Annotated in this window: 21 protein-coding genes and 3 pseudogenes; 11 read left to right on the top strand and 13 right to left on the bottom strand. The window is 48.3% G+C overall.

The features are described from left to right. Positions 1–1,116: a pyridoxal phosphate-dependent aminotransferase gene (locus ZMOB_RS06200; RefSeq protein ID WP_014500919.1), complete on the top strand. Its 1,116-nt coding sequence runs from the start codon at positions 1–3 to the stop codon at positions 1,114–1,116. A gap of 43 nt (positions 1,117–1,159) precedes the next feature. Here the strand turns inward: ZMOB_RS06200 and cysN are convergent. The 6 genes and pseudogenes from cysN to cysJ all read right to left on the bottom strand — a co-directional run bounded on the left by cysN (position 1,160) and on the right by cysJ (position 10,128). Beyond that, positions 1,160–3,235, bottom strand: a pseudogene (gene cysN / locus ZMOB_RS06190) (sulfate adenylyltransferase subunit CysN). A gap of 10 nt (positions 3,236–3,245) precedes the next feature. After that, complete coding sequence (cysD, locus tag ZMOB_RS06185) at positions 3,246–4,154, bottom strand: sulfate adenylyltransferase subunit CysD (protein WP_011239993.1); 909 nt, start codon at positions 4,152–4,154, stop codon at positions 3,246–3,248. A 10-nt stretch (positions 4,155–4,164) separates the two neighbouring features. Next, the gene (cysG, locus tag ZMOB_RS06180) at positions 4,165–5,580 is read right to left on the bottom strand and encodes a siroheme synthase CysG (RefSeq protein ID WP_014500917.1); all 1,416 of its coding nucleotides are present in this window, start codon (positions 5,578–5,580) and stop codon (positions 4,165–4,167) included. Between the two features lie 270 nt (positions 5,581–5,850). Beyond that, positions 5,851–6,585, bottom strand: a complete 735-nt coding sequence (locus ZMOB_RS06175) for a phosphoadenylyl-sulfate reductase (protein ID WP_014500916.1) — start codon at positions 6,583–6,585, stop codon at positions 5,851–5,853. 10 nt (positions 6,586–6,595) lie between these two features. Beyond that, a complete protein-coding gene (gene cysI / locus ZMOB_RS06170; RefSeq protein ID WP_012817545.1) occupies positions 6,596–8,308 on the bottom strand; it encodes an assimilatory sulfite reductase (NADPH) hemoprotein subunit in 1,713 nt (570 codons plus the stop codon). After that, on the bottom strand, positions 8,308–10,128 hold the full coding sequence (gene cysJ / locus ZMOB_RS06165; protein WP_014500915.1) for an NADPH-dependent assimilatory sulfite reductase flavoprotein subunit: 1,821 nt from the start codon (positions 10,126–10,128) through the stop codon (positions 8,308–8,310). Before cysJ ends, cysI begins: the two co-directional genes overlap by 1 nt. 342 nt (positions 10,129–10,470) lie before the next feature. Between cysJ and ZMOB_RS06160 the strand changes: the two genes are divergently transcribed. Continuing rightward, positions 10,471–11,181, top strand: a complete 711-nt coding sequence (locus ZMOB_RS06160; protein ID WP_014500914.1) for a YgjP family zinc-dependent metalloprotease — start codon at positions 10,471–10,473, stop codon at positions 11,179–11,181. Positions 11,182–11,187: 6 nt separating this feature from the next. Here ZMOB_RS06160 and ZMOB_RS06155 read toward each other — a convergent pair whose 3' ends face one another. From ZMOB_RS06155 to rph, 4 genes are all read right to left on the bottom strand, one after another. Next, positions 11,188–11,523 (bottom strand): hypothetical protein, encoded by a 336-nt coding sequence (locus ZMOB_RS06155; protein WP_014500913.1) that lies wholly within the window; start codon positions 11,521–11,523, stop codon positions 11,188–11,190. 409 nt (positions 11,524–11,932) lie between these two features. Continuing rightward, a complete protein-coding gene (gene hemW, locus ZMOB_RS06145) occupies positions 11,933–13,114 on the bottom strand; it encodes a radical SAM family heme chaperone HemW (protein WP_014500911.1) in 1,182 nt (393 codons plus the stop codon). Between the two features lie 6 nt (positions 13,115–13,120). Beyond that, positions 13,121–13,750, bottom strand: coding sequence for an RdgB/HAM1 family non-canonical purine NTP pyrophosphatase (gene rdgB / locus ZMOB_RS06140; protein WP_011240001.1), 630 nt, complete (start codon positions 13,748–13,750; stop codon positions 13,121–13,123). Between the two features lies 1 nt (position 13,751). Further along, complete coding sequence (gene rph, locus ZMOB_RS06135) at positions 13,752–14,456, bottom strand: ribonuclease PH (RefSeq protein ID WP_014500910.1); 705 nt, start codon at positions 14,454–14,456, stop codon at positions 13,752–13,754. Between the two features lie 252 nt (positions 14,457–14,708). On the opposite strand from rph, the gene hrcA reads away from it, so the two are divergent. From hrcA to ZMOB_RS06110, 5 genes are all read left to right on the top strand, one after another. After that, a complete protein-coding gene (gene hrcA / locus ZMOB_RS06130) occupies positions 14,709–15,746 on the top strand; it encodes a heat-inducible transcriptional repressor HrcA (protein ID WP_011240003.1) in 1,038 nt (345 codons plus the stop codon). Continuing rightward, entirely contained in the window at positions 15,743–16,315 is a 573-nt protein-coding gene (gene grpE / locus ZMOB_RS06125; protein WP_011240004.1) for a nucleotide exchange factor GrpE, read from the top strand. Before hrcA ends, grpE begins: the two co-directional genes overlap by 4 nt. A 55-nt stretch (positions 16,316–16,370) precedes the next feature. Beyond that, a complete protein-coding gene (locus tag ZMOB_RS06120) occupies positions 16,371–17,777 on the top strand; it encodes an RsmB/NOP family class I SAM-dependent RNA methyltransferase (protein WP_014500909.1) in 1,407 nt (468 codons plus the stop codon). 151 nt (positions 17,778–17,928) lie between these two features. Further along, a complete protein-coding gene (rpe, locus tag ZMOB_RS06115; RefSeq protein WP_011240006.1) occupies positions 17,929–18,591 on the top strand; it encodes a ribulose-phosphate 3-epimerase in 663 nt (220 codons plus the stop codon). Continuing rightward, positions 18,588–20,354, top strand: a complete 1,767-nt coding sequence (locus tag ZMOB_RS06110; RefSeq protein ID WP_012817538.1) for a heparinase II/III family protein — start codon at positions 18,588–18,590, stop codon at positions 20,352–20,354. Before rpe ends, ZMOB_RS06110 begins: the two co-directional genes overlap by 4 nt. Positions 20,355–20,583: 229 nt before the next feature. On the opposite strand, the gene ZMOB_RS06105 is transcribed toward ZMOB_RS06110, so the two are convergent. The 3 genes from ZMOB_RS06105 to ZMOB_RS06095 are packed head-to-tail and all read right to left on the bottom strand — an operon-like array spanning position 20,584 to position 23,362. Further along, positions 20,584–21,180: a LutC/YkgG family protein gene (locus ZMOB_RS06105; RefSeq protein ID WP_014500908.1), complete on the bottom strand. Its 597-nt coding sequence runs from the start codon at positions 21,178–21,180 to the stop codon at positions 20,584–20,586. Next, on the bottom strand, positions 21,177–22,619 hold the full coding sequence (locus tag ZMOB_RS06100; RefSeq protein ID WP_011240009.1) for a lactate utilization protein B: 1,443 nt from the start codon (positions 22,617–22,619) through the stop codon (positions 21,177–21,179). The genes ZMOB_RS06105 and ZMOB_RS06100 overlap by 4 nt, the downstream gene beginning before the upstream one ends. Then, the gene (locus ZMOB_RS06095) at positions 22,619–23,362 is read right to left on the bottom strand and encodes a (Fe-S)-binding protein (RefSeq protein ID WP_014500907.1); all 744 of its coding nucleotides are present in this window, start codon (positions 23,360–23,362) and stop codon (positions 22,619–22,621) included. The genes ZMOB_RS06100 and ZMOB_RS06095 overlap by 1 nt, the downstream gene beginning before the upstream one ends. Before the next feature lie 377 nt (positions 23,363–23,739). Between ZMOB_RS06095 and ZMOB_RS09890 the strand changes: the two genes are divergently transcribed. From ZMOB_RS09890 to ZMOB_RS10580, 4 genes and pseudogenes are all read left to right on the top strand, one after another. After that, positions 23,740–24,503 (top strand): IS5 family transposase gene (locus ZMOB_RS09890; protein WP_099045773.1). Its coding sequence is split into 2 segments (ribosomal slippage): positions 23,740–24,073 and positions 24,073–24,503, totalling 765 coding nucleotides; the frame shifts between segments, so codons are not numbered across the junction. A gap of 9 nt (positions 24,504–24,512) precedes the next feature. Continuing rightward, positions 24,513–25,190: pseudogene (locus ZMOB_RS06085) on the top strand (arginine N-succinyltransferase); the annotation flags it as partial. Positions 25,191–25,267: 77 nt separating this feature from the next. After that, complete coding sequence (locus ZMOB_RS06080; RefSeq protein WP_011240549.1) at positions 25,268–25,789, top strand: phosphoribosyltransferase; 522 nt, start codon at positions 25,268–25,270, stop codon at positions 25,787–25,789. 179 nt (positions 25,790–25,968) lie between these two features. After that, a pseudogene (locus ZMOB_RS10580) lies at positions 25,969–26,747 on the top strand (IS5 family transposase). The last annotated feature ends 10 nt before the right edge of the window (positions 26,748–26,757 follow it).

Genomic DNA, 26,757 nt, shown 5'->3' with positions numbered 1-26,757 from the left:
ATGAAGCCTTTGTCCAGCATCAATAAACGGCAATTTCTTTCGCTTTCTGCTCTGACTGCTTTTTTACCGATGGCAACCCAAGTCTTGGGTAAAAATTCCGGTAAAGAGGCCTCGAAGAATTTGGTCTATGCCAATTTGAACGAGAATCCTTTCCCGCCATCGCCCTTGGTGAAGCAGGCGATTGAGGCTGAGCTAGATCAGATTGGGCGTTATAGCGAACCAGCGGCGGCGCAAAAATTGGTCAACCAGATTGCTAGCCTGGAGAATATTGATCCCGATCAGATTATTTTGGGTGAAGTGTTGGGTAGCCTTGGTCTGTTCTTAGCCGGAATAAAGCCCGATCAGGGGAATATTGTCTATTCTGTTCCGGGCTATACTGCCCTCGTCGATGCCGGAAAACCTGCTGGTTTGAAGGGTATTGGCATAGCCTTGAATAAGGCGTTGCAGAATGACCTGCCTGCCTTGGAGAAGGCGATTACAGCGGAAACCAAAGCGGTCTATCTGGTTAATCCCCATAATCCCAGCGGAACCGTCAATCATCATACCGATTTTAGTGAATTTTTGGCGAGAGCCTCGCAAAAGACATTGATTATTGTCGATGAGGCCTATCTTGAATATGCCCGTTTTGCCCAAACCGCGGCCAGTTTTACCCAGAAGGGTGCCAATGTCGCTGTTTTTCGGACTTTGGATAAAATTTATGGTTTGGCCGGTATGCCGATAGGCTATCTTTTGGCACCGAAGGCCTTGGCGGCTTCCTTGCGGGAAGCGGGTTTAGGTGATCCCCATGATTTGGGTCGTTTGACGGTTGCCGCCGCGAGAGCGGCATTATCCGATCAAAAAAGGCGGTTGTTTATCCATGACTATACTGTGAAAAATAGAGTAAGGCTGACCGCTGCTTTGGATAAGTTAAAGCTAACCCATACAGAAAGTGAATCCAATTTTGTGTTTTTTAAAACGCCGATTCCGTTTTCTGAAGTACGAGAGAAATTCTATCAATCGGGTATTGTTGTGGCGCGGCCTTTCCCGCCTTTGAATGACTGGATCCGCTTGTCTTTGGGGCGTGATGAAGAGGTTAGCCGTATTATCACGGCGCTTAATCGGATTTTCGGGGCTTAATAGGAAAAAAGCCTTCCCGTTTAAGGCGGGAAGGCTTGGGATTTTATAAGGTGATTTTAAGATAGGGTTCCAAGGCTTCCAGTAATTGCGCGGTAAGCGCTGTTAAGGAATCTTGTCCGTTGAGGTGAATTTCAGGATGTTCCGGCGCTTCATAGACGGAATCAATACCGGTGAAATTTTTCAGCTCCCCTGCCCGCGCCTTTTTATAAAGACCTTTGGGATCGCGCGCTTCGCAAATAGCCAAGGGCGTATCGACAAAAATCTCGATAAAGCGGTCTTTGCCCATCATATCCCGCACCATTTGGCGTTCGGCCTTGTGAGGCGAGATAAAAGCAGTCAGCACCACGAGACCGGCATCCGCCATCAATTTCGCGACTTCGCCGACGCGTCGGATATTTTCTTTGCGATCGGCATCAGAAAAACCGAGGTCGCGGCACAGGCCATGCCGGATATTGTCACCATCTAGTAAATAGCTGCTGACATTCCGGCTATGAAGCACTTGCTCCAAGGCTCCGGCAACGGTTGATTTGCCCGACCCCGAAAGGCCGGTAAACCACAAGACGAGCCCTTTATGATGGTGCAATGCCTCGCGACTGGCTTGCGTTACCGGATGATGATGCCAGACGATATTATCATTATCGACGGGCTTGTTATCACGGGAGGACGGTTCAGTCATAATGTCCCCCCCTTAGCGTCCAGCGAGGAGGTCGCGGGCTTCCCAATGAGGGAAGTGGCGACGGATAAGGGCGTTTAATTCCAGTTCAAAAGCGCTGTATTCACTGGGCGTTGTCGTCTGGTCTTCGATCAGTGTTTCTACCAATCCGGCACCGACCGTAACATTGCTGAGACGGTCGATAAAGATCAGTCCGCCGGTTACCGGATTATCTTGATAGCGATCGAGCAGAAGCGGTTCGTCAAATAAGAGATCAACAAGACCAATCCCGTTTAACGGCAATTCTGTTGCCGGTTGTTGGGTCAGGTTATTGATGTCGAATTGATAATGAATTTGGGTAATGCGCGCGCGGCTTTTTTTGCCCGCAATCTTGATATCGTAGCTTTGTCCGACGGTGAGAGGCTTTTCAGCCATCCAGACGACATTGCATTGTGCCGATTGAACCGCTTGCATTGTTTCGCGGCTGTCGACGATCAGATCGCCACGGCTGATATCAATTTCGTCTTCCAAAACGAGGGTTACAGCTTCGCTGGCAACGGCCTCGGTCAAGTCCCCGTCAAAGGTAACAATGCGGGCAATGGTTGATTCAACGCCGGAGGGTAAAACCTTGATACCTTCGCCTACGCGGACAATACCGGATGCAACGGTTCCGGCATAACCCCGAAAATCCAGATGAGGCCGGTTCACATATTGCACCGGAAAACGCATCGGTTGTTGTTCGGCCGCTCTTGCGACCTCGACCGTTTCCAATATTTCCAAGAGCGACGCGCCTTTATACCAAGACATATGCGCGCTTTCATTGACAATATTATCGCCTTCCAAAGCGGAAAGCGGCACAAAGCGGATATCAAGATCAGGGACAAGTTTGCCCGCAAACTCAAGATAGTCTTTTTCGATCTGGCGGAAGGTGGCCTCGCTATATTCCACGAGATCCATTTTATTGACCGCAACCACCAGATGTTTAATGCCCAATAAAGTGGCAATAAAGCTGTGGCGGCGCGTTTGTGCCAGCACGCCTTTACGAGCATCAATTAATAAAACCGCGAGGTCGCAGGTTGACGCGCCTGTTGCCATATTGCGGGTATATTGTTCATGGCCGGGGGTATCGGCGATGATGAATTTCCGCTTTTCAGTCGAGAAATAGCGATAGGCAACGTCAATGGTGATGCCTTGTTCACGTTCCGCCTGTAAGCCGTCGACCAGCAAGGCAAGGTCGAGCTTTTCCCCCTGTGTCCCATGCCGTTTACTGTCGTTATGTAAGGAAGATAACTGGTCTTCGTAAATCTGGCGAGTGTCATGTAATAAGCGGCCGATAAGCGTGCTTTTGCCGTCATCGACGCTACCGCAGGTCAAGAAACGTAACAGCCCTTTATATTGCTGGGCTTTCAGATAGGCTTCAACCCCGCCCTTTTCGGCAATCTGTTTGGCAATACTATTATTCTGCATGGCTTGAATCCTAGAAATAACCCTGACGTTTTTTCAGTTCCATTGACCCTGACTGGTCGCGGTCGATAACACGGCCTTGGCGTTCACTGGTGGTTGAAACCAGCATTTCTTCGATGATTTCGGGAAGCGTTTGGGCTTGGGATTCCACGGCTCCCGTTAATGGCCAGCATCCTAATGTTCGGAAACGCACCATCCGTTCTTCGACTTTTTCGCCTTCTTTGAGATCAATGCGGTCATCATCGACCATCATTAACATGCCGTCACGTTCGATAACCGGGCGTTTGGCTGCGAGATAAAGCGGCACAATGTCGATATTTTCGAGATAAATATACTGCCAGATGTCGAGTTCCGTCCAATTAGAGAGCGGAAAGACGCGGATGGATTCACCCTTGTTAATCTGACCATTATAATTGTGCCATAATTCGGGGCGTTGGTTTTTGGGGTCCCAGCGGTGGAATTTATCGCGGAAAGAGTAGATTCTTTCCTTGGCTCTGGATTTTTCTTCATCCCGTCTGGCACCGCCAAAGGCTGCGTCAAAGCCGTATTTGTCCAAGGCTTGTTTGAGGCCTTCGGTTTTCATGATGTCGGTATGTTTGGCGCTGCCATGAATGAAGGGATTGATGCCTAAGGCCTCCCCTTCGGGATTTTTATAGACGAGCAAGTTGAAATCGTATTCTTTGGCTGTCCGGTCGCGGAATTCATACATTTCGCGGAATTTCCAGCCGGTATCAACATGCAAGAGCGGGAAAGGCAATGTCCCCGGGAAAAAGGCTTTTCGCGCCAGATGGAGCATGACAGAAGAGTCTTTGCCGATGGAATACAGCATAACCGGATTGCCGAATTCGGCGGCGACTTCGCGGATGATATAGATGCTTTCCGCTTCTAACTGCCGTAAATGGGTGAGCCGTTCTTCCTGCATCACTAATCCTTTAAGCCAGATTGATAAGAGAAGACTTGGTGTCTTCTTTGTCTGTTTTTGAAGAAAACCATGAAAGATCGGATTGTAATCCGCCGACCTCGCCAATGATTAATAAGGCTGGTGTTTCGGCCTGTTTGGCGAGGCTTTCCAACTGATCCAGCCGACCATTTAATATTTGTTGATTGGGAAGGGTTGCATGGGCAATAATCGCCACCGGTGTATCGGCTTTCCGGCCATGTTTAATCAGGGCTTCGCTGATTTTACCCGCATTCATGACCCCCATATAGATAACCAGCGTTTGATGGGGGCGCGCCAAAGTTGCCCAATCCAGTCCGTTGCCGTCTTTTTGGCAATGGCCAGTAATGAAAACAACATTTTGGGAATAATCACGATGGGTAAGCGGAATACCCGCATAAGCCGCCGCCCCTGACGCCGCCGTGATACCAGGAACGACTTGGAAAGGAATACCGGCCTGTTTTGCGGCCTGTAACTCTTCCCCGCCGCGCCCGAAAATAAAAGGATCGCCACCTTTCAGGCGGACAACTTTTTTTCCCTGCTGCGCCCATTCAATCAAGCGGCGGTTGGTTTCTTCCTGCGCTACCGAATGATGTCCGGCGCGTTTCCCGACACAGATTTTTTGAGCATCGCGACGGATCATTTCCAAAACGGCCGGACTAACCAGATAATCATAGAGCACAATATCGGCTTGTTGTAAGGCCTGTAAGCCACGCAATGTCAGCAAGCCTGCATCACCGGGCCCTGCCCCGACAAGGATAATTTCGCCTTGTTTCGGGTTGTCTTTTTCCAGTTGTTCGGCCAGCGTTTTTTCAGCGGCTTCCCAATCACCGCTAGCGACTTTATGGGCGAAGAGGCCATTAAAGGCTTTCTCCCAGAAAAGACGGCGGTCTTTGATTGCAGGTAATTTTTCTTTGATTCTTGGCCGCCATTTCCCCGCTATTTCGGCCATTTTCCCCAAAGATTGCGGTAATAAGGCTTCCAGCTTTTCACGGAGCATCCGCACCAGAACCGGAGACGTCCCCGCAGAGGATAACGCCAAAGTTATCGGAGCGCGGTCAACAATTGACGGGAAAATAAAAGAGCATTTTTGTTGGTCATCAACCACATTGACCAAGCGATGGCGTTGTTCCGCGGCTTGATAAATCTGTTGATTTAAAAGGCTGTCATTGGTGGCAGCGATCACTAGAAAGACGTGGTCGAGCTGTTCCGGTGAAAAACTTTTCGCCAGCCATTCTATTTCGTGACTTTCCTGTAAAATCTGTAATTCAGGGTGGATATTTTTCGCGACAATTTTGATGATTGCCCCTGCTTTTTTGAGCAAGGCCACTTTCCGAGCCGCCACTTCACCACCGCCAACGACTAAAACCGGACGTTGTCTGATATCTGCAAAAAGAGGAAGATAATCCATAACAACCTTTGGAACAGAGCCCCTAACCTATTATCCAGTTTTGTCGCAGATTGCAGCTCTATTCCTGTTCATTCAACGAAGCCTGAAAGTAAATAGAGAGGCAAGCCTTTGATTTTGAATAGGACTTAGCAGTCCCTATCTTTGAAAGGACAGTTAGCTTTTCTTTACTGCCCTAAAGTTTAGGTAAAACGCCTTTGGCCGGCATTTAAAATATTTAAAGCCGGCTGTCTTTTTCAGGTAATTTTTTAAAAGGCGGTTAGGCCAATTTACTTATCCTTCATGTAGCCCACATTCCCTTTTTAAACCGAAAAAGCGGGTTTCTTCCTCGCTCATCCCCTCTTCCCATTTGCGGGTTGTATGGGTGTCGCCGACAGAGAGATAGCCTTCATCCCAAAGCGGGTGATAAGGGAGGTCGTGCTCTTTCAGATAATAGTGGATTTTGCGGTTATCCCAGTCGATGATCGGCAGGAATTTGAAAACCCCGCGCTGGATTGCCAAAATCGGTAGATGTGACCGACTTTTCGACTGATCGCGCCGTAATCCGGCAAACCATGTTCCAGCTTCCAAGGTTTTTAAAGCGCGGTTCATGGGTTCGACTTTGTTGATGTCGTTATACCGTTCGATACCTTCGACACCCTGTTCCCATAATTTACCATAGCGAGCTTCTTGCCATGCCGGAGACAAAGCCGCCCGAAAGACTTGAAGATTCAAATCGAGTTTTTCGGTCAGGGCATCAATAAAGCGATAGGTTTCAGGAAAAAGATAGCCGGTATCGGTAAGGATAACTGGAATATCGGCTTTCTTTCGGGTCACCAGATGCAGCATCACAGCTGCCTGAATGCCGAAGCTGGATGACAGCACAAATTGACCCGAAAGATTGTCAAAAGCCCATTTGAGACGATCTTCTGCGCTCATCTCTTCCAATTGCCGATTGGCTTCGGACAAAGCCGCCTCTTGTTCGGCTTTGGGGAAGGATTTTAAAGTTTCGAGATGAAACGCAGACATGAACGCCTCCTTAGTCATAAAAGTCGATAGCAGGATCGGTAACGGCTTTGACGATACCGGCGCGGACAACAAAGTCGCCAAAGGCTTCTTTGCCATCGCGTTCTTTTGCCCAACGGCCAATCAGGCTATCAACTTCGGATAAAATTTCGTCTTCGGTGATATTTTCGCGGAAGAGGCGTGGAATACGGGTGCCGACCCGATCGCCACCGATATAAAGATTATAGCGGCCTATTGCTCTTCCGACCAAACCGATTTCAGCCAGAAGCGAGCGGCCACAATTATTCGGGCAGCCTGTTGTCCGGAAAACGATATATTCATCGGCAATATCGTATTTCGTCATGACCGCTTCGACCTTGGTCAAGAAATTCGGCAGGAAACGTTCCGCCTCGGCCATCGCCAAAGGACAGGTCGGGAAAGAAACGCAGGCCATCGAATTTTTGCGCAATTCGGAAATATTTTCCAAAAGGCCATGATCGCGGGCGATCTTTTCGATGGTATCTTTATCTTCTTCCGAAACGCCAGCGACAATCAGATTTTGGTTGGCTGTCAGGCGGAAATCGCCTTTATGCACCTTGGCAATTTCGGCAATGCCGCTTTTCAATGGTCGATGAGGATAATCCAATAGGCGACCATTTTCGACGAACAGCGTCAGATGCCACTGATTATCAATGCCTTTCACCCAGCCGAAACGATCACCACGCCCCGTCAATGTGAAGGGGCGTGAGGCTTCGAAAGTGACGCCTGCCCGTTTTTCGACTTCGGCTTTGAAAACATCAAGGCCGACCCGTTCCAGCGTGTAACGCAAGCGGGCATTTTTACGGTTGCTCCGATTGCCCCAATCGCGTTGGGTCGTCACCACCGCTTCTGCAACGGCGAGGACTTTCTCTTTCTCGATATAGCCGATGTCTTTCGCCACCCCCGGATGGGTGGTTTTATCACCGATCGTGATCGACAAGCCGCCGCCAATCAGAACATTGAAGCCAACCAATTGGTCATTTTCAGAAATAGCGATGAAGTTGAGATCATTAGCGTAGATATCAACATCATTCTGCGGCGGAATAACGACGGTGGTTTTGAATTTCCGTGGCAGATAGGTCGCGCCCAGGATCGGTTCCTGATCTGTCGTTGCCAGCTTTTCCTGATCGAGCCAGATTTCTGCATAAGCATGCGTTTGCGGCAGCAAATGTTCTGAAATCTTTTTTGCCCATTCATAGGCTTCGGCATGGAGATCCGATTCCACCGGATTAGAGGTGCAAAGCACATTCCGGTTAACGTCGTTGGCCGTTGCCAGTGAATCCAGACCGGAGTCATGCAAAAGATGATGAACCGTTTTCAGGTCTTTTTTCAAAATACCATGAAATTGGAATGTCTGGCGATTGGTTAGGCGGATGCTGCCATAGAGCGTTTTTTCGCTGGCAAAGCTGTCCATCTTTAACCACTGTTCGGGGGAGATAATGCCCCCCGGCAAACGGCAGCGCAGCATCATCGCATAGCGCGGTTCCAGTTTTTCCTCTGCGCGTTCGGCGCGGATATCGCGGTCATCCTGCTGATACATGCCGTGAAAGCGGATCAGGGTTGAATTGTCGCCGTTAAATCCGCCGGTCAGGCCATCATTCAGGTCTTCGGCAATGGTGCCGCGCAGAAAATTGCTTTCCCTTTTTAGCCTTTCAGCATCGGATAAGGGGGCATCGACCACCAGCGTCTGGGGATGTTTTTGGGTCATTAGTAGACATCTCGCTGATAACGGCGCTCTAGGCGCAGCTCGGTTAAAAATTCGTCGGCGGCTTCTTCATCCATGCCACCTTCTTGGCGGATGATATCAATCAAGGCTTTATCGACATCTTTTGCCATATGTGTCGCGTCACCGCAGACATAGAGATAAGCGCCGTCCTCTTTGATCCATTTCCAGATTTCGGCTGCTTTCTCGCGGAGTTTATCCTGCACATAGACTTTTTTTGCCTGATCGCGTGACCATGCAAGGTCAATATGGGTCAATAAGCCCTGTTTGACATAAGCCTGCCATTCGACCTGATAGAGGAAATCTTCGATAAAATGAGGATTGCCGAAGAAGAGCCAGTTTTTACCCTTTGCCCCGTCATTATCCCGTTGTTGCATAAAGGCGCGGAAAGGGGCGATCCCCGTGCCGGGCCCGATCATGATAACGGGAGCATCGGGATTATCTGGCAGCCGGAAATTGTCATTATGTTCGACAAAAACCCGAAGATTGCCATTTTCAGCAAGCCGGTCAGCCAAGAAGCTGGAGGCACCGCCTGCTCGTTTATGGCCGTCGATTTCATAACGGACAACGCCAACCGTCAGATGCACTTCGTTTTCGACTTCGGCCTGTGATGAGGCGATCGAATATAAGCGCGGCGTTAAGGGGCGCAAAAGGCTGACAAATTGTTCTGCCGTCAGTTTGCCGCCCGCTTGTCTAATCATATCGACAATAGGCGTATTCTGGGCATAATCCTGTAACGCGGCTTTATCGGAAATGATTTTTTCCAAAGCCTTGTTTTGCGTCAAGGTCGCGTAGCTTTCTACCAGTCGGGTATTGTTGACCGTCAGTTCGAAAGATTGCTGTAAGGCCTGTGCCAAGGGCAGGATTTTGTCATTGACCTTGATGCTTTCTTCGCCGGACAAGCCGAGAAGATCAAGAGATTCGCGGATAAGTGCCGGATCATTTTCATACCAGACACCCAAGGCATCGCCCGGTTTATAGTGTAATCCAGAATCCCCCAGATCAATTTCGATATGGCGGACATCTTTATCCGAATGACGACCGGTGATTTTCTGGTTCACCGAAAGCGTGGCCGTTAACGGGCTTTCTTTGTCATAAGGCGTGCTGGAAACTTCATCTACCGGACTAATGGCTGTGGCCGCTATCTGGGCAGAATTGGCCGATGGCACCCGTTTTTCGAGAAGTTCGGTGACTTCTTTCCGCCATGCTTCGGCGGCTTCTTCGTAATCGACATCAGCATCGACGCGAGGCAATAGGCGTTCACCGCCTAATTCCTCAAAACGACGATCGAAGTCGTTACCAGCCTGAGCAAAATGTTCGTAGGTGATGTCACCCAATCCGAAAACGGCAAAAGCGGTATGCGTCAGTTTCGGGGCTTTTTTCGAAAACAGGAATTTATAAAAAGCGACCGCTTCTTCTGGGGGTTCGCCTTCGCCTTGGGTTGACGTGACCATCAGAATGATCTTTTCGCGATCAATCTGTTTGAATTTGTAATCGCCCGTATTGATCAGATTGACCTTGAGATGCGCGGCCAGAAGGTCATCGCGCAATTCTTCGGCAATCCTGCGCGCATTCCCTGTTTGGGAAGCCGACAAGATCGTGATGACGGTCGGTTCAACGGGCTGTTCTGTGGCTGGAGAAGTGGGAAGCGATTGATTCGTCGTATCAGCGCCGCTGCTTCTGCCCCAGAGATAGCCTGAAATCCACGCTATCTGTGCGGTCGACAGGCCATTGGTAACTGTCTGTAATTGTGCCAGTTTTTCCGCTGGCAACGGAATAGGAGTGAGAGATGCCTCATTCGTCATTATACAAGGACTTTCAGTATCAGCGATCCGTTTTTATAACAGATAAAGAGGGATTAAAGATGAGGTGGCATCATAGACTTTGAAAGTTGACCTGTCGATCCACAAAGAATGTTTATCCTCTTTTTATCGTTATGGAGGGGGTGAATGATAACAATATTTTGTTTACACTCTAAAATATATTTTTTCTTTCCTAGGCTAAGGCCAGAGCGGCTGTCTTTCTAAAAAAGCTGTGATGAGATGGAAAGGCGGTAAAGCGCAAATTATCTCCAAGATTATTCGATAATGCGTCTTAAATACCGAGAAATGGGCGTGAAATTTTTTTTGAGTGTTAGATAAGAGCCTATGGCAAAAGAAGCGGCGAGCGATATTATTCTTGCAGGGGTTGTGATCCATATCCTGCGGAAAGAGATTAAAAATCTTTATATCCGGTTGTCCCCTGATGATGGTTCGGTTGTGGTTTCGGCACCCCGAAATATGAAAGAGGCGACGCTTCGTCATATTCTCGCTGGCCGCATGGCATGGATAGAAAAACGTCAAAAACGCTACCAAAAAGCAATCGAGATAAAAGCCCAAGATCGCGGTGAAGAAGCCTATTGGTTATGGGGTGAGAGATATCATTTGGAAATAGTGGCAGGTTCGTTGCAATCGAAAATTCTGCCGCTGTCACCCTCTCGATTGCAAATGCATACGGCGATTCCGCCTTCTGCCGAGAAGAAAGAGAAATGGTTAGCCTTGTGGTTTCGAGCGCAATTAGAGCAGGCTATCCCCGATTTAGCGGCGCGTTGGGAAAAAATTATCGGCGTGGAGGTCGCTGTTTGGCGGGTTAAGACCATGAAAACCCTGTGGGGTAGTTGTAACGTCAGGGCAGGGCGTATCTGGTTAAATAGCGAATTGGTGAAAAAACCGCCTGAATGTCTTGAATATGTTGTGGTGCATGAGATGGTGCATCTGTTGGAGGCTTCCCATAATCGCCGTTTTTATGCCTTTATGGATCGCTTTTTGCCCGATTGGAAAGAAAGGCGGAGGCGGCTTAATCATTTTCCGATTATGTGAGTTTTATTAAGGGACGGTTCTTTTTATTGTTTCGAAACCGCCATCAATTTTTGGTAATTTTATTTCTATATCTTTTGCATAGAAATTATCGCCGTTGACGAAAACAGATAAGAATTTTTTTATGCCTTCCATATTTTCTTTAGATAAAAGAGATATTTTTCCTGCTAATCCCAATGTTTCTAATATTAAAGGTTCTCTTTTTTGAATAAATTCATGAAATTCATTTTCATTTTGAGAAAAATAATCCAGATCAGCATCTCTCCAAAATAAATCGTGTTTATTAATATATTTTTTAATATAATTAAAATTATTATTTATTTGAAGAAATAAATTTTCATACATATTTGATGTACAAAAATCTGTAATATGAAAAATATCATATATTTCATTATCTGATATATCGCTTTCTTTAAAAGAAAATTCTATATCTTTTATTAAAGAAAAAATACGTTTAGGTATTATTTGTGGATTTTGGTAAATTTTTTGATTAAATTTATTATATAGTTCTAATGAAATATTATAATATATATTTAAATTTCTTATAATTTTTATTGATTTTCTATTAAGTTTTTCTTGTAATATTTTTTTCGCTTTTCGTTTTCAAAAAGATAGTTAGCAAAATAAGTTGCCCCTACACCAACGGTAGTGCTAATTAATGTAGTAAAGAAAGTAAAATAATCATGGTTAGCCATTATATTAATCATCACCATTCGAATAATGAAAGTAATAGGAAATATCATTATCAATAAAATCATAAACTAATTTCTCTTATTAAGGCATCTGTTAATAGAGCGCCTTGCTCGGTAATGCGTAATAAGCCGTTATTGAAGGTGAGTAATCCTTGGTCGCTGTAATATTGAATAGCGGCGATATCGAGAAATTCGGAGATATCCAAGCCTGTGCGTTTTTGGATATTTTTGGGATCGATGCCTTCAGTTAAGCGCAAGCCCATCAAGACGGCTTCTATGGCCTGATCTTTGGGTGATAGCGGGGTTTCTTCCTGAATACCCTGTTGCTGTTTTTGAACTGCAGACAGCCAGTTTTCTGGTTTTTTATGGCGGATAGTGACGTTATTCAGTCTTCTGCCATGGGCGCCTGCCCCGATGCCGATATAATCGCCATAACGCCAATAGGTGAGATTATGGCGGCTTTCCGAATTTTTGCGGGCATGGTTGGATATTTCATAAGCGGGGATGCCTGCCGCTTTGGTCATATCGCGGGTGAGATCGAAAAGATCGGCGGCTTTGTCGCCATCCATCGGGGTAAATTGGCCTTGTCTTACCAGACTGTGAAAGCGGGTGCCTTCTTCAATCGTTAATTGGTAAAGGGACAGATGGTCACTGCCAAAAGCCAAGGCCTGTTTTAATTCTTCTTCCCAATCTTTGAGGGATTGGTTCGGGCGGCCATAGATCAGATCAAAGCTGACACGGGAGAAGTTTTTCTGGGCGATATCGAGCGCGGATAAGGCTTCTTGGACATTATGGATTCTTCCTAGAAAATGCAGGCTGGTATCGTCTAAGGCCTGAATACCGAGAGATAGACGATTAACCCCTGCCAAAGCCAAGGATTGGAAACGGTCAGCTTCAACTGAAGAGGGGTTGGCTTCAAGTGTGATTTCGATATCGGGGGTCGGTTGCCAATAGCGGGTGGCGGCATCAATCAGCGCGGCTACCGTTTCGGGAGGCATCAGAGAAGGCGTGCCACCCCCGAAAAAGATCGAACTGAGCCGGCGGCCTTGGGTGAGGGCAGCTTCATGCGCCATGTCAGAAAGTAAAGCATCCTGCCAAAGGGCGGCATCAATATCTGGCCGAACATGGCTGTTAAAATCGCAATAAGGACATTTTGCAAGGCAGAATGGCCAATGGATATACAAAGCCAAAGGCATATCCTGTTTTTCCTGTCTTTTGTCCTTACCCAAGGCCTGTTCTGTCATGGCCGATTAACGGAGACAGGCGGCTAAAAGTTGTTTGAAGGCTTCGCTTCTATGGCTGATGGCTTTTTTGGCCTCGGCACCGATTTCAGCAAAGCTTTGCTGGTGACCATCGGCGACAAACATCGGATCATAACCGAAGCCCCGATCCCCCCGTGGCGGCCAGATCAGATTACCCCAGACATGGCCTTCGAAATTTTCGACATGGCCATCTGGCCAGCAAAGGGACAAAGCACAAACGAAATGCGCCCGTTTGGAAGCCTCTGCGCCCTTGGCCGTTAATTCCTGATGCACCTTTTCCATGGCCTTATCAAAATCACGCGGCTCACCTGCCCAGCGGGCGGAATAGATACCGGGGGCTTCGTCCAGCGCTTCGACGCAAAGGCCGCTATCATCGGCCAAGGCAACCGAGCCGGTTTTTTCCGCGACAAAGCGCGCCTTGATTTCGGCATTGGCGATAAAGCTGTTCCCGTCTTCGACAGGTTCGGGCAGTCCCAATTCCGCCGCTGAAACGGTTTCTAAGCCAAAGGGGGACAGTAGTTCGCGGATTTCCCGCAATTTGCCCTGATTATGGCTGGCAAGCACCAGCCGTCCCGGTTCGAGACGGCGGCGTTTTTCGGAAGAGTGCGTCTGGGTCATCTTAGGCGACCGCTTTCTTCTGTTCTGCGAAGATTTGTTGGCAGCCCATGCGCGCCAGACGCAACAGACCTTCTTCATCATAAGGTGCGCCCTCGGCGCTGGCCTGAACTTCGATCAGGCGGCTATCGCCCATCATCACGAAATTGGCATCAGCTTCGGCGGTTGAATCCTCGGCATAGTCAAGATCAAGCACCGGCACCCCTTGCGAAATACCGCAGGAGACGGCGGCCACTTGGGAAATGATTGGGTCTTCGGTCAGTTGGCCGGATGCCAGTAATTTATTGACGGCGAGGCGAAGGGCTACCCAGCCGCCGGAAATCGAAGCGGTGCGAGTGCCGCCATCGGCCTGCAACACATCGCAATCGATGGTGATCTGTCTTTCACCCAATTTTTTGAGGTCAATACCGGCGCGCAAAGAGCGACCGATCAAACGCTGGATTTCCTGCGTCCGGCCTGACTGTTTGCCGCGAGCCGCTTCGCGATTGGTGCGGCTGTGGGTAGAACGGGGTAACATCCCATATTCTGCCGTGACCCAGCCTTGGCCTTTACCGCGTAACCATGAAGGCAGGCGTTCTTCCAGTGAAGCCGTGACCAAAACGCGGGTGTCGCCAAAGCTGATCAGGCAGGAGCCTTCGGCATGGCGGGTAAAGCCGGTTTCGATGGAAAGTGAGCGTAATTGATCCGGCGTTCGACCTGAAGGACGCATGGGATAACCTTTCTTTGGGGAGTAACCCTTAAATTTATAACGGGGAAGTTTCTGCAATTCGGAAATTCCGGTGTCTGTCCAGAAAATACCGGCCGCAGAAAGAATAATCAAATGATAGAGCGTTCTCCTGCCACGAGGGCAGGCATCATTCAATCAAAACCGACAGATTTTCTTGTAAAAATGGCATGAAAACAGGATATTTATTCCTGTCCGAGGGGTGACGAAACGCCTTTTGATGCTTATTTATAGCCTATGTCATCCATACCGGTCATAGAATTATCATCGCGGGCGCGCGAGATTTTCCAACTGGTGGTGGAAAGTTACCTTGGAAGCGGGTTGCCGGTGGGGTCAAAAACACTGGCAAGGCAGGGGGTAAATCTTTCTCCCGCCTCCATTCGTTACGTGCTTCAGGAACTGGAAACCAAAGGCCTGTTGCTAAGCCCGCATATTTCAGCGGGACGTATGCCGACAGAATTGGGCTTGCGTCTGTTCGTCAATGGCATGATGCAGCTTTCGGAGCCGAGTGAGGAAGAACGTTCGGCCATCGAAGCCGATGTTATTCGCGGTCATTCGCCCAAAGAAAGACTGGTCAATGCCACGACGACTTTGTCGGGTCTTTCGGCCTGTGCCGGATTGGTTCTGGTTCCAAAACAAGAGCTGGTTTTAAAACAACTGGGTTTTGTGGTGCTGGATGATAATCGGGCTTTGGCCATTATTGTCGGTTCGGATGGGTCGGTTGAAAACAGGGTAATCGAATTATCATCGGGCTTTCCGGCTTCTGCTTTGACCGAGGCGAGTAACTATATCAACGCTCATTTTTCGGGATATAGTTTTTCCGAAGCCAAAAAACGTCTGTTTAGCCAGATTGATCTGGAGCGGAGCGAGCTGGATTCAGCGGCTTCCGATCTGATTAAGCGCGGTTTGGCTGTCTGGTCGGAAGATAGCCGGAAAAGGCCTGTCCTGATTGTCAGGGGGCAATCCCATCTGCTTCAGGATGCCAGCGAAGACCTTGATCGCGCCAAACAGCTTCTTGAAGAACTGGAAGATAAAAAGGAAATCGCAGGCTTGTTGGAAAAAGTTTCCGAAAGCGATGCGGCACAAATTTTTATCGGTTCCGAAAATAAGTTGTTTTCGCTTTCCGGTTCTTCCGTTATCGCCTCTCCCTATCACGGGGAAGACGGGCATATGGTCGGGGTAGTGGCGGTGATAGGCCCGACAAGGTTGAACTATGGCCGCATCGTCCCCATGGTTGACTTCACAGCAAAAACCTTATCGAGAATAATCGCATGACCGAAGAACAGAAAAAATACGAAGATGCCGAAAATCTGGAAAGCAAAAGCGAAAATCCAGAAGAGGCCTCGGCTGAAAAATCAGAAAATGGGGTAGAGGATTTGCAGGCTGAAAATGAAAAGCTGAAAAAAGACCTACTTTATAGTAAAGCCGAAGCCCAGAATACCCGCCGCCGTCTTGAAAAAGAAAAATCGGAAGCAATTGCCTATTCTGTGACCGGTTTTGCGCGCGACATGCTTTCAGTAGCGGATAATATGGAACGCGCTTTGGCGGCTATTCCTGATGACATCAAGCAGGATGAAAAGATCAAAAATCTGGTCACCGGTATTGAAATGACCGGCAAGGAGCTTTTGAACATCTTGCAGCGTCACGGTATCAAACGGGTCGAATCCGTTGGTCAAAAACTTGATCCTAATCTGCATCAGGCGATGATCGAAATCGAAAGCGAAAAGCCGGAAGGCACTGTCGTTCAGGAAATGCAGGCCGGTTATACCATTCATGACCGTTTATTGCGTCCGGCGATGGTGGGCGTTGCCAAGGCTCAATCTGGTGAGACGAAATCCGCGTGATCCAGTCTTTTCCTTGTCAACATAACCTTCGGTTGTCCATTCGGGCGGGAATTTTATGAATACTACACGGCCATCCCGTCCCAAAGGGAAAGACAGCCGGAATGAGGCGCGTTCTTTTAAAAAAGAGGGACGCGCCTCTGCCTCGTCAGCGAAACGTCCTCCGCAAAGAAAAAATGCCCAGCCTATCGGCCTTCCTGTCAGAAAAGCGGCTTTACAACTTCTTGAAGCGGTATTGCGGCAAGGCTTGCCACTTGAGCAGGTTATTGGCCGAATTACCCAAGGTCTGAAACAAAATGCTGATCGCGCCTTGGTGCATGCTTTGGCGGCGGCGGTGTTGCGTTGGTGTCATGATCTCGATCAACTGATTGATAGTGCGACCGCTAAGCCCCTTGCCCCCGATGTCAAAGCGCGGATGGTTTTGAGAATGGCTCTGGCTCAAAAGCTGGTTTTGAAACAGCCCGCCCATGTAGCGATTGCAACAGTTCTGCCTTTGGTGGATGGAGGCCCTCGCCGTCTGGTTCATGGTGTTTATGGCAGCCTTGATAGACGGGAAGGCGTGGCTTTGCCGGAATATCCGACTTTGCCGGATGAAACCGCCTATCGTTGGGAAAAAGCCTGGGGTGAGCCCATGTTGGCTGCCGCTAGTCGGGCTTTGGCAGACCAGCCGCCGGTTGATCTGACCCTGAAAAATCCCGAAGAGACCGCTTTCTGGCAAGAAAAATTATCCGGTGAAAGCCTGTTTCTAGGTCATATCCGTCTTCCAGAGGGGCATCCCCCGATTGCCGAATTGGCGGGCTATCAGGAAGGCGCATGGTGGGTTCAGGATATTTCGGCTTCCCTTGCTGCCCGATTATTGGGCAAGGGTAAAAATCGCACAATTCTTGATCTTTGCGCTGCCCCCGGTGGCAAGACCATGCAACTGGCTTCTCAAGGGTGGCAGGTCACGGCTGTTGATATTGCAGCCAAAAGATTGACCCGACTGCATGACAATCTGAAACGCATGGGCTTGTCTGCTGAAGTGGTGACGGCTGATCTGGCTGACTACACCCCCAAAGAAGCCGTTGATGCGATTTTGTTGGATGCGCCTTGTTCCGCTAGCGGGATTTTCCGCCGTCATCCTGATGTGCTTTATCGTGTCAGTTCCCGCATCATTATCGATATGGCTGAACAGCAGAAAAAGTTGCTTCACCGTGCATCGCAATGGGTCAAAAAAGGGGGGAAGCTCGTCTATGCCGTCTGCTCTTTGGAGCCGGAAGAAGGCGAAGCGGTTATTCGCGACTTTTTAGCCCATCATTCCGATTACCGGATTGATTCTTTGGAAAAAGAGACGCTGCCTGCCGGTTTGTCACCTTCTGAAGAAGGCTGGCTTCGGATTTTACCAGAAAATCTGGCCGAAAAAGGCGGAAATGATGGCTTTTTTATAGCGTATTTTACACGGTATGACGAAAAAGAAGCAAAATGATTGAATTCAGGCTATTTTTTCCAAATGGATTTATAATAGTCTGAAGCCTACTGGTTCGTCATTTCAAGATACGGTAAAGACTTAAGGTCGCTTTTGTCCCAGAAGGCGGCCTTAAAAGTTTTTGTCTCTATATTCTGTCTGGCTATATTTTATGAGTAAATTACCCCTGATTGCTCCCTCTATCCTTTCGGCGGATTTTGCCCATTTGGGAGATGAGGTCGCGGCGATAGATCAGGCCGGTGCCGATTGGATCCATATTGATGTGATGGATGGCCATTTCGTGCCGAATATCACCATAGGCCCCATGGTTGTGAAGGCTTTGCGTCCCTATAGCCAAAAGCCTTTTGATGTCCATTTGATGATTGCGCCTGTCGATCAATATATCGAGGCTTTTTCTGAAGCGGGTGCTGATATTATCAGTTTCCATCCCGAAGCGGGCGCGCATCCCCATCGCACTATTCAGCATATCAAATCATTGGGCAAAAAAGCGGGATTAGTTTTTAATCCGGCGACCCCTTTAAGCTGGCTTGATTATCTAATGGATGATCTTGATCTGATTATGGTGATGAGCGTTAACCCCGGTTTTGGCGGCCAAAAATTTATCAAAACCCAATTAGAAAAGATTAAAGATATCCGTCAAAGAATTACCGCCTCTGGGCGGGATATCCGCTTGGAAGTGGATGGCGGAATTGATGCCACGACTGCACCGCTTGCCGTCGAAGCCGGTGCCGATGTTTTGGTCGCGGGAACGGCCAGCTTTAAAGGCGGCGCAACATGTTACACCGATAATATCAGGATATTGCGTAAATCATGAGAGAAAAGGGAGATCCCGATCTTAACGGAGATGAAAACTCCGGCGAGCCGAAACCCGGTAAATGGTTGATCCGTGTCAATAGTGACAAGCAGCCTTCTTTAACCGAACGGATTGTTAACCGTTTGAGTCGCTTGTCATGGCACACCCCTTTTTATGCCCTGCGTTTGCGGGGGCGACCGCCTTTGCGGTTGATGGCGGTGCCACGCGATCCTTTTTCCGGTAATGCCGAAGCCGGTAATGCTATCCGTCATGGAGAAATTCGGTTTTTCCATGAAAAGATTAAGCTGGATCACCCTCTCTTCCCTGTTACAGGGATTTCGCCTGAATTTACGGATTATCTGCATAGCTTTATCTGGCTGCGCGATTTGGCGGCAGCCGGAAATCGGCAGGAAGTCGCCAAAATTGCGGAAAAACTGACCCGAAACTGGCTTGAAGTCCATGCTGATGAAATTGATGATAAAGCGTGGCAACCCGATATTTGGGGACGCAGGATTTTATTTTGGGGCGCTTATGCGCCACTTATTTTATCCTCGACCGATTTGGTTTACCGATCGAAATTATTAAACAGCCTTGCCCGTGGAGGGCGGCATCTGTCCCGCAGTGCTGATAAAATGCCAAACGGCCTTAACCGTGCCATTGCATGGATGGGTTTGGTGGCAGCAACCCTATTATTGCCGGATGAAAAAACCTTCCTACAGCGGCATGAGCAGGGTTTGTTAAAGGCTTTGAACCGTTGTCTTTTTGAAGATGGTGGTATCATCAGCCGCACCCCCTATGACCAGCTTGAGTTGGTTGAATATAGTGCGATGCTGTTGGCGGTGTATCATTCCCGCGATATGCAGCCCAACACCATGATTACCCGTATGATGGCGCGTGCTGTCAGGGCTTTGTTAGGTGTAACCTTGGGCGATGGTGGGCTTGCCAGTTTCCAAGGCGGTGTTCCAGTCGATAAAAAACGGGTCGATGCCGCTATCTATGCCGCGGGTATTCGCAGTCGCCCGTTAAGTCGTGCCGGTGAATGGGGTTATCAGCGTTTAAGTCATGGTCAGACGACTTTGGTGATTGATACGGCTCCGCCGCCGGTTATTCATCGTGCCGGATTGGCTTCGGCTTCGACATTGGCTTTTGAAATGTCGGATGGTGCCGATCGCTTGATTGTTAATTGCGGCGGCGTTTTGGGAAGTGATCTTGACCAAGGCGATACCAGCGAAGCCTTGCCGCCGGAATTAAGCCAATTATTGCGGGCAACCGCTGCCCATTCAACCCTTGTTTTGAAAGACAGCAATTCGACCGCTTTGATGGAAGATGGCAGTCTGGGGCGCGGTGTTAGTGAAGTCGAGCTGGATCGCCATGAAGGCCAGAATGGTAGCCTGTTAGAAGCTAGTCATGACGGCTATATGCGGCGTTTCGGTTTTATTCACCGCCGGAAGCTGGCTTTATCGGCCAATGGTTGGGAATTACGGGGTGAGGATATTTTGTTGCCTGCGGGGCGCAGAAGAGCCAGCGAGATGCCCTTTATTCTGCGTTTCCACCTCGCCCCTTGGGTAGAGGTGACCAATACGGCTGATGGCATGGGGGCTTTGTTACGAATTGAGCGGGGCGCCTTGTGGCAATTCCGTTGCCGTGGTGGGAAATTGGGATGCGAACCCAGCATCTGGATTGATCCGACAGGGTGGCCGCGTTTGACCAACCAGATTACGATATCCGGTTTAACCCCAGCTGGTGGCTGTAATATTGATTGGGTGTTGAAAAGAGCGGGATAAATTCGGCTGTTTTCGGATAGATTGATTGAAGCCTATCTCCGTATAGCCTGAATGATGGAATGCCCTATCAAAGGAAAGCCTTTTGGGTTGAGAGGCCTTCTTTTGATAGGGTGTTTTTTTAAGTTTAAAGCCTTTCAGCTTGCGGGGATAAAGATTTCTTCCGCCTTTTATCGGATTAGAAAAATTGATTTTACCCGTCTCTAATCTGGGAAGAGAGACGGGTAAGAAATTACGCTTGGCGCGGTTGCAAAATCACCAAAAGAGAACGGACACCTTGCGCACCGTGGATAAGAATCCCTTCGATGTCGGCCGTGGCGGAAGGCCCTGTATGGAAAACAGCATAGCCATGTTCGCGCCATTCTGGCCGTTGATAGGCATTATGCAGGTTAAACAGGATATCAGCCGGATCGACCAAAACAATCAGATGTTGCGGCAGATAACCCAATGTATTGATACCAAAATTGCTGTCTGTCAGGCAAAGTGAACCGGTTTCAGCGACCGCGAAAGACGCTCGGACAATGCCGAAATCAACATCTTTCAAATCGGTTGGTTGGGTGTCGGTGGTTAGCGGGAAATTGCCCTTTATTTCTTCGACATGGGAGCAGATGATTTTTGCGTCTTTGGTCTTTTTATCAACCAATTCCGCCAAGCTTTGACCTTCTAGCGCGGCAACCTCACCGCCCATATTGATAACCGCTTGGGTGAATTGGCTTACCAGATCGGTTGTCGCCGCTTTGTCATCGAAAAGCGGCACCTTCGGTAGAGGATGTTCGGCATCATGGCGGGCAAGCGCGATATTGTCGAGAATGCGTTGACGGCTGGTCATGCTTTTTTCCCTCTGTTTTTCTGATACCACTGATAGAAGGTTTCGCGTTTTACCTCCGGCATTTCCCGTCCGGTTGTCCAACTGTTCAAGCGGTTATAAATCGCAAAATGCGGTAAATGCCGCAGGATGCTGTTCGTGATCGGTAGGGCTTTCCGATAGAGTTTCGGACTGGAGAGTAAGGCTCCGGCTGATTTCATCATTGCCTTTTTCACAAAAGGTAATTCGTGATTTTCTGAAATAAATTGCCGCCAAGACGCGATCTGTTCATGGATATTGATTTTGACCGGACAGACATTGGCACAACTGCCATTCAAGGTCGAAGAAAACGGCAAGCGGCTATATTTATGGAGATTATAGGTCGGGTCGATAATCAGGCCAATGGGACCAGCATAGGTTGCCCCATAGCTGAGACCTCCCGAGCGGCGGAAAACCGGACAGGTATTCATGCAAGCGCCGCAGCGAATACATTTCAGTGAATGGCGAAATGTTTCGTTTTTCAGTCTTTCCGAACGGCCATTATCAACAAGAATAATATGCATTTCGCCGCCTTTTCTCGGCGCGCGGAAATGTGAGGTATATTGCGTAATCGGTGATCCCAAAGCGCTGCGTGATAACAGCCGGACAAAGACCGGCACATCTTCAAGGCGGGGGATGACCTTTTCAATCCCGACAGAAGCGATATGGAGTGGCGGGACATTCGCCGAAAGATCGGCATTGCCTTCATTGGTGCAGACCACAATGCTGCCTGTTTCGGCGACCGCATAGTTGCAACCGGTCATGCCGGCATCAGCCGAGAGAATAAGCGGCCGTGTCGCTTCCCTCTGACATTCGGCGAGATAATGGGCATCGGCGTTATGTTCGTCCGAGCCATAGCTTTTGTGAAAGACCTGTGCGACATCTTCGCAGAGTTTATGCACAGCCGGAACCACGACATGGCTTGGGTCTTCGTTATCGAGCTGTTGAATCCGTTCGCCAAGATCCGTTTCAACAACCTCGATATCCGCTTTTTTAAGATAATCCCGCAGGCCACATTCTTCGGTCAGCATGGATTTGCTTTTGATGAAGCGTTTGGCTTTATGGCTGTTCAGAATGTCGAGGACGATTTTGTTATGTTCTTCGGCATCTAATGCCCAATGGACATGCACCCCGTTGGCGGTGGCGTTCTTTTCAAATTCCAGCAGATATTCATCCAGCCGAGACAGAGTATGGCTTTTGATATCGGATGCCAGTTGTCGCAATTCTTCCCATTCTTCGATGGAATGCATCGCGTGATCGCGTCTTTTCCGCAATTCCCACAATCTTTTATCATGGGATTTTTCATGACGGGGCGCGGCAATGAAGCGGTTGGCTGCTTCTGATTGATCGACCGGATGGTTGCCTTTGATAACGGCACCTCGTGGTTGGGCTTCGGTTAAAGCGGTTGGATCCGATTTTTCCATTATTCACGCGCTCCGTTCAAGATTTGGGCAATATGAATATATTTTAACGGGAGTCCCAAGCGTTCAGCACAGCCCTGTTGATGCATCATACAAGAGCTGTCGGAAGAGGTGACATATTCTGCACCTGAGCGATATTGGTCTTGCACCTTGTCGTAGCCCATGGCGGTCGAGACCCCTTCTTCAAAGACAGAAAAAGTGCCGCCAAAGCCGCAACATTCGTCAGGGCGTTCCAATTCGGTAAAGGTCAGGCCTTTGACCTTTTCAAGAAGCGATTTGGGCTTTGAGAAAAACGGCACCCGCAATTCTGACATGCTGGCGATATTCAGGCCGCGAAGGGCATTACAGTTATTGTGCAAGGCTACTTTGTGAGGAAATTCCGCCCAAGGAAAGGCTTCGACTTTCAGAATATCATGGAGAAATTCGACCAGTTCAAAGCTACGGCTGCGGACTTCTTTCACCGCATCACTTTGTTCGACCGCATCCATATTGGCACGGACATGATGGGTACAGCTTCCCGAAGGGCTGACAATATAATCATAACCGGCAAAATTGCGGACAAAATTGGCTTCCGTTGCCGCCGATTCCTCATGACAGCCAGAATTGGTCATCGGCTGACCACAACATGTCTGTTCTGGTGGATATTCGACATCAACCCCCAGCTTTTCTAGCAATTCGAGGGTGGCGATGCCTACTTCTGGATGAAATTCGTCCACATAACAGGGAACAAACAAAGCAACCCGCATAATATTATTCCAAAATAAGTCTTGAGAGAATCAATGCTTTTTAGGCTTTGAAAAGAATAGTCTCAAAGACTAATTTTTTCCATTATGGGGTTTAATCAATATACTGATTTAAGAAAGCGTAATATTTTGGAAATGTGAATGATATTATTTCATCATTTAATAATATTGGTTTTGAATGAATATTAAGAAAGCCTTCTATATTATTTTTGATAGCGTTTTAATGATAAAGATTTTCATTATATATAATGCTTTTTATTTTTAGGATGCCTGAAAAATTGATCCTGTGAGCAATCTTATAAAACTAGGCTCAGGACCTGTTAATTTCTTGAGTTGAGCGGGCTGTTGTGATTCACAGGTTTACCGATGGAGGTGAAGCTGTGAGTGACGTGTTTTTGCTGTCTGAGCACCAGATGGAACGGATTAAGCCGTTTTTTCCACTGGCGCATGGTGTGCCGCGTGTCGATGACCGTCGTGTCCTGAGCGGGATCGTTTACGTGATCCGCAACGGCCTTCAGTGGAAAGACGCCCCGAAAGCGTATGGCCCGCACAAGACTTTATACAACCGGTTTATCCGGTGGAGCCGCCTGGGTGTCTTTGACCGGATCTTCGTCGCCCTGACGGAGCAGGCAGGCCGTTCGAAGCGTCTGATGATCGATGCAACACATCTGAAAGCACACCGGACAGCGGCCTCCCTGCTCAAAAAGGGGCTTTTCCCCGCCATATCGGACGCACGAAAGGCGGACTGAACTCAAAGCTTCACGCTGTATGCGATAGTCAGGGCCGCCCTGTCCGGCTGCATCTGACCGCAGGTCAGGTCAGTGACTTCAAAGGCGCGGATGTTCTGCTGGCAAATCTGCCGGAAGAAACACAAGAAATTCTCGGGGACCGGGGATACGACAGTAATAAAATCAGACAGTCTCTCGCAGACCGGAATATCACCGCCTGTATTCCGCCGAAGAAGAACCGGAAATCAAAGCCGCCTTACGACTGGCATCTGTATAAAAAGCGTCACCTCATCGAAAATATGTTCGCAAAGCTCAAAGACTGGCGGCGTGTCGCAACACGATACGACCGGTGCGCTCACACATTCATGTCAGCAATCCATATCGCAGCAAGTTTCATCTTCTATCTCAAAGAATGAGTCCTGAGCCTAGAAGGCTGTTCCGAAGTCGGCGGTTTATTTTTACATCCTGATCACCGTACCGGTGGCCTTGGTCTATTGCTGGCACGATCCCGCTATCTTTTTATCAAATTACATCGCGCCCGCTTTGCAGACCGTTTTCTGGCTGAATTACGCGGCGTTATTGATGAGAATGGCAAATCTCCGTTTTGGGACGGACTAGGTAACAAATTTTTCGGAATGTCTTTTCAGGAAGCAGACTATCTCAATTCTATTAAGGGTAATCATTTTATTTCGGATTTAATGCCTGACTACCCGATCTATACTGCCTTGTTACCAGAATCTGCACGCGAAGTTATTGGTCATCCCCATACAAGTGGCAGGCCAGCCATGCGGATGCTTCAAAAAGAAGGCTTCTCTTCAAATGGCTATGTCGATATTTTTGACGGTGGGCCCACAATGGTCGCTGAAACCGATCACATTATTTCTGTCGCCCATGCAAAAGAAGCCACGCTAGAAACCGCTGCCCTTAATGAGGGTGAAGGACAACTATCCGTCGTTGCAACAGGTCGCTTAAAAGATTTTCGAGCCAGCTATGCTTTTCTTAGCGAAGAGAAAAAAGATAGCACACAGATAAGACTTAACAAGGAAGCCATCGATAATTTACAGCTTACATCCGGCGATAATTTCGTTCATATCCCTCGCTGAATAATCCGACAAATCATGAAAAATAGGATATAGGCTTCCCTTTATGTATCATTTCCCTAAACGGAATATTGAGTATTATGGCGCAAATTGAATTTACCCATATCGATAATGAATCTTTTATCAGTGATGTAAAATCGCTGGCTAAAAAAGTAGAAAACAGCAACGAATATCCCGATTTTGTAGTCGGGGTAGGACGAGGCGGTTTGGTTCCAGCCGTTTACTTGTCCCACTGCCTAAATGTCCCAATGCTTTCGGTTGATCACTCGTCTAAAGTCTTTGATTTTGCTGATGAGTTGCTCTTAAAACTGGCGCAATTAACCATTGCAGGACGTAAGCTGCTTTTTGTTGATGACATCAATGATTCCGGCGGCACCATCGCCTATTTGCGCCAAATGATGGATAAAAATGGTGCCGTTACTCAAAATGTCCGTTTTGCGGTTTTATTAGATAATATCCGCTCAAAAGCGCGGGTTGACATCACTGCGCGCAGCATCGACCGTGATGTCGATAAAAGCTGGCTGATCTTCCCTTGGGAAGCCATGGGTAGTCAGGATACAATTAACGAAGAAGCCAATTCTATTCCAGAACGGCTGGCCTAATAGGCTTGGGGCAATAAATATTCACAAGATATGTGATCTTTATTGCCCCCTTAAAAACGATAATAGTCGTTTTAAACAGTCCGTTTTTAGGCAATTTGAGTACCTAGGTTCTGTTGACAAAGGGTATAATTTAAGATTTTTAGAGATAACTTGAGAACAAGTTTTGTAGGGTAGATAGGATGCGAGGAGATCTGACGGACGCGGAGTGGGAGATAATACAGGGTCTTCTTCCAAGCGAACGAGGCCGCTGCGCGCGTCCCGCCAAAAGTAATCGGTTATTTCTCAATGGTATGCTTTATGTGCTTCGAACAGGCTGCCCGTGGCGAGATATGCATGAACGTTATGGGAAATGGAATTCGGTCTATGTTCGGTTTCGTAGGTGGGCAGAACAGGGTGTGTGGGACGCTCTTCTTGAAACTCTCGTTGACCTTGGCCTGACAGATGACTGGCAACATATGATAGATAGTACGATTATTCGCGCCCACAGCCAAGCGGCTGGCGCAAAAGGGGGACGTATAAGGAAGGCTTTGGTCGCAGCCGCGGAGGCTTTACGAGCAAGATCCACGCCCGTTCCGATGGTCAAGGCCGCCCTCTAGCTTTCGCACTAACCGGTGGTGAGGTCTCTGATTATTCTGGCGCTGATAGCTTGATCGATATCCCTGTCACAACACCCCACTGTTTTCTCGCTGATAAAGGATATGATAGCGATAGGTTACGCGAAAAACTGCTTTTTCGAGGCATTCTTCCTGTTATCCCGCCTCGTTCCAATCGAAAAAAGCCTATTCCTTATAATCTCCAGCACTACAAAGATCGTAATCGTATTGAGCGGATGTTTAATAAGCTAAAGCAGTTCAGGCGCATTGCCACACGCTATGACAAAACCAGAAAATCTTTTCTCGCCTTCCTTCATCTCGCGGCCGTAAAATTGTGGTTACCTTTCTTTGTCAACATAACCTAGTCCGAAAAAA

It is taken from the genome of Zymomonas mobilis subsp. mobilis ATCC 10988, assembly GCF_000175255.2.
Classification (GTDB): Bacteria; Pseudomonadota; Alphaproteobacteria; order Sphingomonadales; family Sphingomonadaceae; genus Zymomonas; species Zymomonas mobilis.
The sequence above is the reverse complement of the archived record's forward strand: the minus strand, read 5'-3'. Positions and strand labels throughout refer to the sequence as shown.